This is a genomic window from Mycobacterium lepromatosis, from assembly GCF_000975265.2.
Lineage (GTDB): Bacteria > Actinomycetota > Actinomycetes > Mycobacteriales > Mycobacteriaceae > Mycobacterium > Mycobacterium lepromatosis.
Genome location: NZ_CP083405.1, coordinates 2750866 through 2763830, shown reverse-complemented (window position 1 = coordinate 2763830; position 12965 = coordinate 2750866). Strand labels below are relative to the sequence as shown.

The following is a 12965-nucleotide window of genomic DNA, read 5'->3' as shown; positions in this document are numbered from 1 at the left end:
TGAGCGTGACGCTGGGCCGCATGCTAGCTAGGCTGGCGGTCGATGTCTGCTGCGCGACGTGATCTGGGTTCGGTATTGTTGCTGTGCTGGCGCGACATTGGTCACCCACAGGGGGGTGGTAGCGAAACCTACTTGCAGCGCATCGGTGCACAGCTGGCCGCATCGGGTATCTCCGTAACACTGCGCACTGCACGTTATCCGGGTGCGTCACGGCGTGAAGTGGTCGACGGTGTGCTTATTAGCCGCTCCGGTGGGCGCTACTCGGTGTACCCGTGGGCATTGCTGGCGATGGCTGCGGCTCGTTTCGGGCTTGGACCACTGCGGCGGGTGCGCCCTGATGTGGTTGTCGATACCCAAAATGGTTGGCCATTCCTGGCCCGGCTTTTGTATGGCAGCCGGGTGGTGGTGTTGGTACACCATTGCCACCGTGAGCAGTGGCCGGTGGCCGGGCCGGTGATCGGTCGGCTCGGCTGGTATGTCGAGTCAACGTTGTCACCGCGGTTGCACCGGCGCAATCAATACTTGACGGTGTCGTTGCCGTCGGCCCGCGATCTGGTTGCTCTTGGTGTGGATCACGAGCGGATCGCTGTGGTGCGCAACGGTCTCGATGAGGCGCCGGCGCAATCGTTGTCCGGCACCCGCGGTGCTGCGCCGCGAGTGGTTGTGTTGTCGCGGCTGGTGCCGCACAAGCAGATTGAAGATGCGCTGGAGGCCTTCGCGGATCTGCGGCGACGCTTGGGGATACCGGGTTTGCATCTTGATATCGTTGGTGGCGGGTGGTGGCGTCAGCGTCTCGTCGATCATGCGCGTCGACTCGGGATTTCCGATGCGGTGACTTTCCATGGACATGTCGATGACGTGACCAAGCACCATGTGTTGCAAAGCTCTTGGCTACATCTCCTGCCTTCGCGGAAGGAGGGATGGGGTTTAGCGGTGGTGGAGGCGGCCCAGCACAACGTGCCCACTATTGGCTATCGGTCTTCCGGGGGGCTGACCGATTCGATCATCGACGGCGTGACCGGGATATTGGTGGATAACCGTGCGGATCTGGTGGATCGGCTCGAGGAGCTATTGACTGATCCCGTGTTGCGTGATCAACTTGGCGCCAAGGCGCAGGCGCGTAGCCTCGAGTTTTCCTGGCGGCAAAGCGCTGGCGCGATGCGTACGGTGTTGGAAGCGGTGCAAGCCGGCGACTACATCACCGGCGTAGTCTCAGTTGGTGTGTGACGCGAAGAGCGCCCGTGCCGACTTGTTGATGCGCCGTACTTAGTGCGGCAGTTGAGTACCTTACCTATATAAGGTACTCAACTGCCGTAGATCGAACCCCAATCCCGAAGCCCCACTATCCAGTGGTAGTCGATGGCTGCGATTAACGACAAGGCGCCTAAAGGCGCTTCGTCGGCCATCGTTGCTCACTCTGGGATCGTTGGCGTCTTGATGGTAAGTGTTGGGCATAGAACACGTTGATGCACAGCCCGACGTAGCTATCACAGACTTAACTCCGCCGACTCTGCAACGAATTGGCCACTTCCTCAGTAGAGTGGCCTTAGAAACGAGCACCGAAGTTAAGTTTAACCGTTGCGATCGTCGTGATTGTCAAGCTGCGCTTGACGTGCCGCGGAAGTGAGCGTAACGAGTAACCTGCATGCCAACAGCGCCCATGACCAGCATTGCCATCCACGTCAGATGTGCGGCAATCAGTAACGCTCGGCGGTGGGAAGAAGCTATCCCCGCTTTGCTACCGCTGATCCGATAAAGTGCGATCGCGTCGTCACGGTAGGCTGGGGGCAGCGCGGCGAGGGTGCGCGCAGACGCACCCATGTCACCTGCGGTGTCCGATTCGACAACCAGCCATTCCACTCCGGCCGCAGTTAAGGCGGAAGGATTCGGCCCGGACAGAAGCAAATCTTGTGCTGCCCGAGCATGATTACCTTCGCCAGCAACCATTACTCCGGAAATGATCAGATCACCGGTGGTCAGCACGTCGTTGCGAACCCAGCGGGGCAGTGGATCGAGCACCGGCGCGGCCCCGGACCACGAGAAGCGTCGCATGGTTCCGGCGGGCAGTACTGCTACCCGCCCTGGGCCTTCGCCTCGGTCGTTGATTGTCGCCGCTACGGTCGCCCATCCGGGCGGGTAATGCACCGGCTGAACCTTGCCCCACACGCCCCAGGGTAGGTCTGGCAGCGCCAGAATCAATGCTAGGCAGCACGCCAACGCCGTTATTGTGGAACTTAGGGGCCTTGACGGTCCGAGCCAGCGTCCTAGCGTCACCACTGCGCCGGCCCCCGCAAGTGCGTATCCCGGCACCGCTAGCGCCACCCACTTCTGCCCGTCGCGCAGTATTCCGAGGCCGGGCGCGGCATCGACTACTGCTCTTAGCACGTCTAGTCCCGGACCGCTTGCCAAAGCGGCGGGTGCCGCTACCGACACCGCTGCCAGCCCCAGCAACGGCATTACTGCTGGACGTCGCACCGCTACCGGTAATCCCGCAGCCACCACCGCAAGCAGTAACGCAGCCGATAGCAATGCGAAAAGTGTTGTCCGCGAAGTAGGTACGGCCGCACCATTCCAGATCCCGCCGAGGCTGGCCAGGCTGGCAAGTGTGCCTAGACCAGGCTCGGCGCGAGGTGAAAACACCGTAACACCGAGCGTGTTCGCTGCCTTATGGGCGGTCAAAGACGTGCCCACTGCCGAAGCTGTCAACCAGGGTAGCGCTGCCCCTAACGCACTGCTCAATGTCGCTGCGGCGCACAGCCAACGTGGCCTGGGCTCGCCAGGACCCTCGGCTGGGACAATCACACAGGTCAGGGCCACTGTCGCGGCGAGCATCAATCCGGTCGGCGTCAGCCCGGCCAGCGCGATCCAGCAAGCCAGCGGGAAAAACCCCAGCAAACCCGGCCGGCTTGCATTGTCGGCTGATCGCAGTATTAGCATTGCTTCGGCAACCCAGGGCAGGCACCCGTAGCCGACCAGCAGGCTCCAATGGCCCTGTAGCAGCCGCTCGGCTACATAGGGATTCCAGACCGCAAGCGTGCTCGCGACAAACTGGCCAGCCACACCCGCCGAGGGCAGCGCCGTCGCTACCAGTCGAGCCGCACCCCATCCAGCCAGCCATAGCCCCAAGACGAGTGCCGACTTCACCACGACCCCGCCGTCGACAAGATACGAGGCCATTGCCACCGCGAAATCTTGCGGCGTAGCTCGCGGTGCAGACGTCAATCCCAGGGCAGCATCGGACAGATAGGACCGGGGTGTGGACACCGCGTCGCGCAGCAGCAGGTAGCCGGGACGTATTAGCGGGCCAACCACTAATAGCGCTATCGCCAACGCGTAGCTGGGCCGAGACCAGCGCATGGACCGGCGGCACACTCCACTCACCCCCACGACCCAGCCGCCGAGCGATGCGCTGATTGCCTGGTTTCCCCGCACGCAGGAGGTACTTTATACCTTGGGATCATTTTGGCCCGCATCGTTGCCGAGTTACTCCCGTTTAGGGGTGGCCCGGGTCGGCCGGTCCTGAATTGTGTGGTGACGACTCGCTCGAACGTCGTCGGGGCGCACTGACGCTGGGTGTGTTCGAATCACGCAGTTTAGGTCGTTGGGTGGGTAGTTTCTCGGTCTCGGCTTCAGCGCCAGGCACTGGTTCCTCGATGCGGTAGCGGCCGAAGGTGTCGCGGTTTGCCCGGCCCAGACCGGGCTCGGTTAGCGTGCTCTCGGTCCGCAGGCTGAAAGATGCGAGCAATCCACCACTTATCAATGTGATCAAGCCGACCGCGGTGAACGTGATCGGCAACACCCGCGACCATAGCGCCAGCCGGTCCCGTTCGTCACGGGCTGAGTCGACCTGAGATTCGATGGTCTCTTCGGTGGAAGTGACCTTGTAATCGGCCAACGCCACCTCTGGCTTTAGTGCGTTGCGGGCAAAGTAGTGGTTCACGTGCTCGGTTTCCTTGACGATGGTGCCTGACACCGGATCCACCCAGAATGTGCGCTGCGCGGCGTAGTAGCGGATCATAGTGATCTGCTCCGCCGGATCACCGGGCAAGCCCCATATCGCCGCGGTGGTGGTGACTTTGCCGTCCTCATCGCTAGCGTACAGTGACGGGTAGGTTACTGGGGCCACCAGCTTGCCGTCGGCATCATAGCCGACATTCTGTGTGAAGCGATAGGTGGTTAAACCGTTGATGTCTTCTTGGTTTTGGTAATTAACGTCAAACACCTTCTGCGCTACCGGATCGAAGTAAGGGTACGTCTTTTTCTCGGTGTGGAAGGGGAATCGGTAGGACAATCCGTCGTGCCGCAGCGGGATGGCGGTAGGTGGGTTCTCGTCAGTGAATCCGCGCGGCTTTTGGACGAAGCCGCCGGTGTGTGTGTCGTCCGAAACAGCCATCGCTGTTTTGCGGTTGAGTGTGACGGTGTCGACGATGGCCAGCAGTAGTCCGGTGTCCTTTTGCTTATCGGTGCGCCGAATCGAGGCACCGACCTGAAACGTGACCACGTCAGCGTTGGCCGGTGACTCAACGGTGATTTGCTGTTGGGACACTAGCGGCACATTTTGGTTGACGATGATGTGTTCACCGGACAAAGAGCCCAAATCAAGCGCGGTTCCGTTGCCGTCACTAACCAATGTTGCGTCGATATCAAGCGGGATTTTGGTTATTCTGCTGCTGGTATATGTCGACAGCAGCAATGCGGCGATCAAAAAGGCGGCGCCGAGCCCGATGATCCCGCATGCGGTGAACCGCAAAATGACTGCTCGGTTCACGTTGCTGTGATCCTCCTTCTGGTCCCTGGACTCGTTGGTCGCGACCCGCTCCGACCTGACCAAGCAGCGAGGCAAAACCTTTTTGACCCTAACAGCAGAATTCAGGCCTTTACCTACGCACCTATCGGCGTTTATCCGGGCAATTTGGAGCTATCAGGATGTACCTGATTCGTAGTGCAACGCGCCTTAGGCAAACTGTGATCGTGACCGATGTCCACCAGGTGGGTGGGGTCCGCAGCTTTTTGCCCGCTGTGGAAGGTATGCGCGCATGCGCGGCTATCGGTGTGGTCGTTACCCATGTCGCTTTTCAGACGGGGCACTCCAGCGGCATTATGGGTCGACTCTTAGGACGTTTCGATCTCGCGGTGGCGGTGTTCTTTGCGTTGTCGGGATTTCTGTTGTGGCGTGGACACGCAGCGGCGGCTAGAGAACCGGGAACCAAGAATGAGCGACTAGGCACCTGCCATTACCTGCGATCACGGGTGGTACGCATCATGCCAGCTTATCTGGTGGCGGTTGTCGTGATTCTATCCCTGTTGCCCAACGCCGATCACGCCAGCCTGATCGTATGGTTGGCAAACCTGACGCTCACCCAGATCTACGTTCCGCTCACCTTGACCAGCGGCCTGACCCAGATGTGGAGCTTGTCCGTCGAAGTCAGCTTCTACCTGGCGTTGCCCATCCTAGCGTTGTTGACCCGTAGCATCTCGGTTCGTGCCCGGGTACCGGTGATAGCCGCCGCCGTGGTGATCAGTTGGGCCTGGGGCTGGGTGCCGGTGCACACTGGATCGGGCGTCAATCCGCTGACCTGGCCGCCGGCATTTTTCTCCTGGTTTGCGGCGGGCATGTTGCTGGCGGAGTGGTCGTATAGCCGCATCGGGTTGCCGCATCGGTTAGCGCGTTACCGCTTGACTATGGCCGTTGCGACTCTGTTGGCCTACTTGGTGGCGGTTTCCCCACTAGCTGGTCCTGAGGGGCTGGTGCCGGCCACTGCCATGCAATTCGCGGTGAAGACGGCGATGGGCTCCTTGATGGCCTTCGCGTTGGTGGCGCCGTTGGTCCTGGACCGGCCCGAGACGCCGCACCGCATACTGGGTAGCCCCGGCATGGTGACGTTGGGCCGCTGGTCCTATGGCATGTTCGTGTGGCATCTTGCTGCGCTGGCTATGGTGTTCCCAGTGATCGGCGTCTTCCCTTTCACCGGCCGGATGCCCCTGGTGTTGGTGCTAACACTAATCTTCGGTTTCGCGATCGCCGCCGTCAGCTACGCGTTGGTCGAGTCACCCTGTCGGGAGGCACTGCGCCGCTGGGAGCGTCGGCGCAAGGCGGGCAGTATACCTCAGCTCAATAGATACTGAGGCAATGAGTGATGCGCGTCACTTCCTATGCTGACCGGCTGCTCACTTGACGCTGCATGCAGCGCAATCGATCTGGACCGGGTTGGCGTACGCGATCGGTGGAGGATTGTCTCTGTGCTGCTCTACAGTTTGGTTTGCCCAAGACGAAAGTCACGAACGACTATGAGCGAGTCATCACTGCCTTATTTTTTGGATGTTATCATTACCTTAGCGTGCGGAGCAGGACATGTTTTCGAGACGATGGCGATGGTACGTGAAGTCGGAGGGCTGTCCCGGCTGGAAGGTGTCGTTCACATCAACATCGGGTTGCTTGGCGCAGTTTATGCCCAATTACCTGTTTAGCCCCGAATAGCGACTTGCCAGCGATTGCCTGCCGCGACGATGCATCCAACAAGGGATTTTTGTTTGCTCAGGTACCCACGGGCGGCCTGGGTGATGTGCGTTTTCACGATTAGCGGTCGACTTTCGATAGCTGTGCTTTATCTGCTCAACGTTGCTTTGTTGCGTGAGTAGATCAGCGTGCTCGTCGAGCTGCTGGTCAGCGCGGCTTCTGATCCCGCGTAGCACAAGGCCATCGACTTCGCTTTCGCCGCGGGCCAGCTTCTAGCGAGGGTGCCCTATGCCCAGCTCATCGTGGAAGAGACCCCGTGGTCTGGGGTGAGTGAGCCGTTGCTCGACGAGATCTTCGCGCTGCTCGTTTCGCAATGCGGATGATCCGTTGTCCGGTCAACGACTCAGCCCGCTACGACCAGGTCTTGGAAGTAACACGTTTTGCCAATTAGCGGGGCTTATCAGATGTACCCTTGACATTGGTTTCCTTAGGGTGCTCATACCATTCCGATACCGGAATGGTATGAGCACCCAGATTGCTGTACGGTTACTCGATGACATCGTCGCCTTCCTTGACCAGGAAGTCAGTTAGCAGCACGCACTGAGCCGCGCTGCAGTGGTGTTGCGTGGGTTTGAATGCGAACGGCGACTTCAGATCGCAGTCCGTGGTGGCCAGATCCTTACCGCTACGAGAACTGATCCGGATCTGGATGCCTTGGCCGAGTATGCGGTGAAACTTCCGCCAGGCCTGGACTGATGCGGCCGATTCACACCGTGCATCTGGACAAGGTCGTACTCCGTTTTGGTGCTGACCCGGGAACTCGTTCGGCCGCATCTCTCTCGCGTTATCGTCGCGCTTATCACCAGCATTGCTCGTGGACTGTCGACTGAGGTGCCTGTCGGTCCCGAGAACGGCCTACAACAGACCTCGGTAGTCTACCTGCGACAACATCGTGTCCATCCCCGCTAGCGCTTTGGGGCAATACATCGGTTACCTCTTTCCCGCTGAGCATCTGCCCTCTCGCAAGCAATCCGCATCGCATTCGACCTCGACTGATTCCGTCTTCGTTGTTGTCATTCAGCGTGCGGCCAGCTTCACGTTTGTCGGCGGGTTCTTCTGACGGCCAGCCGACAACGCTTTATTACTATTATGTGGGTTACACCAGAATGACTAATGGTCATCGACGTTAGGGGCTTCATGCCGTGGCGCCTTTGGCGATCGACACCGATGCCCGGGTCAGTGTGAGGACCGTGATTCATCGCCACTGCCTGGATGTGCTGCGGTCGGTTGTGCACTACGCCGTGGTGCGAAGGCGAGCTGCATGCGGACTGTTATACAGCCGCGCTGTTATCGTTGCTGCTGATGGTTTTTTCCGCATCTGAATCCACGCCTGTGTGGTATGGATCCGGTCCTGGGATGGGACAAGCTGACTTCCGAGCAGCCGGCGCTGGCCGCGCTTCGGATTGTCGTAGTGTTGGCGGTGGTTTTCACCGTGTCACCGAAACCTGCTTCTACACAACCAATCTCGACATGATCCGAGGAAGCCAACACCGTGACGCACACATATGGGATCGTTCATTGTGGGCGGTTTCAACGGGGGCAGCTTGCCGTTGAAGCTGTTTGCCGGCGGAAACGCAAAGTTTTGTACTCCAGCCGATATCGACTTCTCCCACGGCCGTCAAGATTAGCGTAGTCGCTGTCAGACCATGGGCGCGACGATGCCACCTGGCTGTGCGCCGAGTTCACCACCGGCGAAGAAGCGGCTACCAAGGATATCGAGCCGTTCATAAGCGCGATGCGCGCCGAAGGGTGGCTGGGTGACGAAATGTATCTGACGCAGTTCCCGTTCGAGCAAGCCAAATACACGCAGGTATTCCGCTTGTGACTAGACGCCGTGGGTGTCAGCTACGATCTGCACCGTTACCTCGATGAAGTTCCTGCCTACCGTGGATCTTTTATTCCGAGCTGCCGGAATCGCTCGAGGTATTGTTGACGGATCCCTCACCGGCCGCCCAGGTTCCGGCTTCAGTCACCTACAACCACTGGCGATATGCTACTCTTAGCACACCCTTCCATGAAGCGCGGCCATTCCTGGCGTGCAGAAACTGGTCTGCCGAATGGGTAATGACTAGCGACACCGTATGGCGTGTGCTACTTTCACCCGTCGGCCTCGTGGCTCCTCTGACGACGCCAGTTGGACGGTGTTCGAAACGCGGATGAATCAGCTCATCTCTTTGGCGTTTGCCGCATACAAGAAGGCTTTGCGCTCTACGGTGCTGACATCCCGTTCGGTCTGTCGGTTGATGAGTTCATGAAGTACTCCAGCGACAAAAGGATGCGACGGTTAAGGGGACAATCAGCATCGCTCGCGGATGGTTGCTGGGGTAGATCGACGTCAACTATTCGCTTCTGCTGGAGGAACGGCTTAGCCGTTGAGGACAAACGGGCCCGAGCAGCCCTTTAATCGACCACACCCGGCCTCTACTAGTAGTTCGTACGCGGAAAATGGGGATTAACCCGAGAATGCAGGTCGTGTTTCGCGGCTGGCTAACGCGTGCGGCTGTAACTCGACGGGTCAAACTGGGCTTCCTAACATTTAGTCACTTGGAGAGGGATGGCGATCCCGTTTAGCATGTTGGAAGGTTACCCTGACGATCCTCTTGGACGCACTTGGTGGCACATCATCGGCGAGTTTGAATTGGGTTGTAGTTCAGGAGGAGCGCCTGTGGTCGTTGTTCATGGCGGTCCCGGCTTGCTGTATAATTGCTTGTTGCGGCTCTCCCGGCTACGTATACGCTGTCATCCACTACGACCAGTTTGGGTCGGAGCGGATCAATCCATTTCCCTAACACCGATCCTGAATTCTAGACGGTCCACCTGTTCCACGCCGAGTTGATTTGTTTACTTACAGATCTGGGTATCGCCGATAATTACTATCTGTTAGGTAAGCCCTGGGGCGGGAGGCTCCTCGCGGAGCACGCCCTTGACCAATCTCTGGGGCTTCGGGGAATGATGTTCGCTAACACAACTGAATCGATGCCGTTATGGTAGGGAGGGGTCAAACAGTTGCGTCCGAACTTCTATCTGCAGCACTACCCCAAAGGATTTCACGGTGTGTCTTAACGTCCAATAGGTGTTTTATGAACGCCATTTGTGCCGAATGGTTACTCAACTCGCCTTAGTTGGTGGCTAGCTTTTACGCAGTGAAAGAAGATCGGACTTTCTATCACGCGATTGGTGGAGTCCAACAAGTTTTACATTATGGACACATTGAAATCACGGTCCATTGTAGATCAGCTTCATTGGATCACCATGCCCGCCCTCGTTATCGATGGGCTCTACGGTGAGGCGCCCGATTTATGCGTCATTTCTTTCGTGTAGCGGATTCCACAATTCCAGTACACAAAATTCTAGTATTTCAGCTGTAAAAAGCATCTAGAGGAAGAGGATTTTTCCTCTAAGTTGCCAATTTTTTTCTCGAATCATGTGACTCCCGAGGCTAGTTAGGCGTGAGGTTAGGTTGTTCTATGCGATCCAAATTGTTTTGGTGTTGCAGAACTCACGGATCCCATGGGCTGATAGCTCTCGGCCGTAGCCTGACCGCTTGACGCCGCCGAACGGTAATTCGGGGTAGGAAACCGTCATACCGTTGATGAAGACCTGACCGGCAACGATGTTGTCGATGAAGCGTCGTTGCTCAGACTCGTCCTGCGTCCAGGCGTTGGAACCCAACCCGAAGGTGGTATCATTGGCGATCTCGATGGCTTCGTCAATATTGGTGGCACGGTATACTGAGGCTACCGGCCCAAAGACCTCATCAGTGTAGAGTGCCATGTCCTTGGTGATGTCGGTAATCACGGTCGGTGGGTAAAACCACCCCGGTCGGTCGGGACGTTTACCGCCGCAACGGATTACCGCGCCTGCCGCCGCGGCGGCGGCGACTTGTTGTTCGACTTGGGCGCGGCTTGACTCGGTGGCCAGCGGACCGATGTCGGTGTCCGGGTCGGTCGGGTCACCCACCCGCAGCGCTTCCATCCGCGTGACGAACTTGTTGACGAACTCGTCGTAAATGTCGACATGGGCGATAAACCGCTTGGCGGCGATGCAGGATTGGCCGTTGTTCTGCACCCTTCCGGTGACCGCGGTGGCAACTGCTGCATCCAAATCCGCCGAGGGCATCACGATGAAAGGGTCGCTGCCGCCGAGCTCTAACACGGTGGGTTTGATCTCGTTGCCCGCGATGGCGCCGACCGCCTGGCCTGCTGGTTCGCTACCGGTGAGGGTGGCCGCCGCGACCCGGGGATCACGCAGGATAGATTCGACACCATTGGCCGAGATGAGCAGCGTTTGGAAACAGCCCTCTGGAAAGCCGCCACGAGCAATGACGTCGGCGAGGTACAACGCGCACTGCGGCACGTTTGACGCGTGCTTGAGGAGGCCGACGTTGCCGGCCATCAGCGCCGGTGCAGCGAACCGAACAGCCTGCCACAGCGGAAAGTTCCATGGCATAACGGCCAGTACCACACCGAGCGGTTGGTAACGGGCTAATGCTTGCGACGCGCCAACGGCGGCGGCGTCGACCGGTTCGTCGGCGAGCAACACTTCGGCGTTCTCAGCGTAGTAACGAAAACCCTTGGCGCACTTCATTGCCTCACTCTTGGCTGACGCCAGCTTCTTACCCATCTCGAGAGTCATCAGGGCGGCGGATTGGTCGGCTTCAGCTTCGAGTAAGTCGGCGGTGGCGTTAGCCCACTTGGCACGTTGGGCGAAGGTAGTGTGACGGTAGTCGTCAAACCGCGCGTAGGCGCGAGCAATCGCATACTCGACTTCATCCTGGGTTGTCGGTGTGAAGGTCTTGACTGTCTCACCGGTGGCCGGGTTGATGGTGGCTATCAACACGCTGACCTCTCCTTCATTTTGGGTCGTCTGGTGAAACATGTGGTTCTAGCCTGCCATTATCGTGGTTTCAGGGAGGTGTCGGCTGAGCACAGCCGCTCAACCGATGGTCACGTGTTTGGAAAGGCGAAGGTGTCTCGGTCGTCTTCGGGATATCTGGTGCGGAAAACATCCGTTTTTTGCAGGCATTGTCGGCGTAGCACATCCGCCGTGTGTTCACTCGGCATGAGCAAGCGGCGGCGTTCATGGTGAAGATGTATTCGGTGTCTCACCGGCTGTTCGGTGGTGATTTATGCTACTTTGGTTTCTGGCGCGATCAACATGTAGCGTGCTGTTGCTGACACCGCCACCAACAGCATCCTGATGGTAGGGATTCCGGTTCAGGTCGGTTAGGGCGTCAATATAATGGAGTCTCATCAGTATGTCGATTGGGTGTCGATGTTTGCCCCGATCACTCGCTGGCCGTCCTACGTAGGGGAACCGAGGTGCTTCAAAACCTGATTGCGGAATTCGATCCCGTCCGAATCAATCCGCGGGGCGACAAGAAGATCATTCACATTCATTGTTTACCGGTCGAGTTTGACATGTACCATTCGTTTGAGTGTCAGGATAATTGGTCACACCAGTTCTTATCTCCACGCGCGCGCAGTAGAGTTTTTTCGGATACCGCTTCGACGGCTACGCCGCGGTGACGGGATCTGTTCTGCTTGCTGAATAATAAAACTTGCTGAATAAAATAATTTAGCTTGGGCGAGACATGATGCGCGGTTTCCGCTAGCTCTACAGCGGGTGGTTGCCTATACTTGCGTGACAATGGTCAGCAGCTACGTCAGGCTGTTGGACATCGTTGTCATCAAAATGCGGGTGGCGAAATTGTACCCGACGTATCAGCACAACACTTGTTTGATCTCAAAAAATTTTATTTATCAATGGCCTTGCTCTTACATCTAGGGTGTGTTAATTGATGAACTCGTAGACAAGCGAGACAGACATTCGAGAACGTATACTTTATTATGGTGCTTGTATGTGAGGACCATGGTTACGGTTTGATCGAGTGCGATGCAAGATAGATCATGCGCTCGATCAAACATCACTTATGTGTGGTTCGTCAATCCCCAGCGCCACCGCGATCCGGCCGTAGTTGTATAGGGCGCCTATTGATGCTGCAGCCGGCGCACTGTGCCGGGCTTGGTTTTGAACTCGTATTCCTTCCGAACCTTCTTGTCGATGGTCGTCTTTTCGATGTCTTCGCTTACCACCTACCGGTGATGCGGCCAAAGCTGCTGAAAACTCCGTTGGTACTCACGAGGTGAAATAGTTTGAACAACATGTTAATTCTTTGATGAGACGACAGTCTAATGTGCACAGATAAGTAGTTTAAGAACAAAACCGCGGCAGTGAGCATGATCACCAAGCCGGTGAACCGCGATTACAGCGCTGGCAGCAACGGCTACGCGGTTAAAAGAAGTGAAGCCGGCCACTATCGAACCCAAGACTAGTTCTATCATACTGCAAGTCAGGATTACCATCAGCTAATCGAGTCAGATGAAGTTGTCCTATACCACCAGCCGCAGCTGGTTGATGACCGATAAGCGCCTTGGCCCGGCTAACC

The 12965-nt window shown here is 57.7% G+C and carries 6 protein-coding genes and 3 pseudogenes; 6 read left to right on the top strand and 3 right to left on the bottom strand.

Going from position 1 to position 12965, the window contains the following annotated elements; all coding sequences use genetic code 11:
- Positions 1-42 precede the first annotated feature (42 nt).
- Complete coding sequence (locus MLPF_RS13075; protein WP_045843923.1) at positions 43-1227, top strand: glycosyltransferase family 4 protein; 1185 nt, start codon at positions 43-45, stop codon at positions 1225-1227.
- A 369-nt stretch (positions 1228-1596) separates the two neighbouring features.
- On the opposite strand, the gene MLPF_RS13070 is transcribed toward MLPF_RS13075, so the two are convergent.
- Together MLPF_RS13070 and pgfA are read right to left on the bottom strand one after the other, a co-directional pair.
- Positions 1597-3357, bottom strand: a complete 1761-nt coding sequence (locus MLPF_RS13070; protein WP_045843922.1) for an MmpA family trehalose lipid delivery protein — start codon at positions 3355-3357, stop codon at positions 1597-1599.
- A 136-nt stretch (positions 3358-3493) separates the two neighbouring features.
- On the bottom strand, positions 3494-4768 hold the full coding sequence (pgfA, locus tag MLPF_RS13065) for a cell envelope lipid trafficking protein PgfA (RefSeq protein ID WP_045843921.1): 1275 nt from the start codon (positions 4766-4768) through the stop codon (positions 3494-3496).
- Positions 4769-4926: 158 nt separating this feature from the next.
- Here pgfA and MLPF_RS13060 point away from each other — a divergent pair, with 158 nt between their 5' ends.
- The 5 genes and pseudogenes from MLPF_RS13060 to MLPF_RS13040 all read left to right on the top strand — a co-directional run.
- Positions 4927-6126 (top strand): acyltransferase family protein, encoded by a 1200-nt coding sequence (locus MLPF_RS13060; RefSeq protein ID WP_082082443.1) that lies wholly within the window; start codon positions 4927-4929, stop codon positions 6124-6126.
- A gap of 134 nt (positions 6127-6260) precedes the next feature.
- Positions 6261-6933 (top strand): annotated as a pseudogene (locus tag MLPF_RS13055) (acyl-CoA dehydrogenase); the annotation flags it as partial.
- Positions 6934-7212: 279 nt separating this feature from the next.
- Positions 7213-7513 (top strand): annotated as a pseudogene (locus MLPF_RS18000) (type II toxin-antitoxin system PemK/MazF family toxin).
- 343 nt (positions 7514-7856) lie between these two features.
- The gene (locus MLPF_RS17995) at positions 7857-7991 is read left to right on the top strand and encodes a hypothetical protein (RefSeq protein WP_427901939.1); all 135 of its coding nucleotides are present in this window, start codon (positions 7857-7859) and stop codon (positions 7989-7991) included.
- A 31-nt stretch (positions 7992-8022) separates the two neighbouring features.
- A pseudogene (locus MLPF_RS13040) lies at positions 8023-8830 on the top strand (R2-like ligand-binding oxidase); the annotation flags it as partial.
- A 1152-nt stretch (positions 8831-9982) separates the two neighbouring features.
- Here MLPF_RS13040 and MLPF_RS13035 read toward each other — a convergent pair.
- Complete coding sequence (locus tag MLPF_RS13035; RefSeq protein ID WP_045843944.1) at positions 9983-11356, bottom strand: NADP-dependent succinic semialdehyde dehydrogenase; 1374 nt, start codon at positions 11354-11356, stop codon at positions 9983-9985.
- Between the last annotated feature and the right edge of the window lie 1609 nt (positions 11357-12965).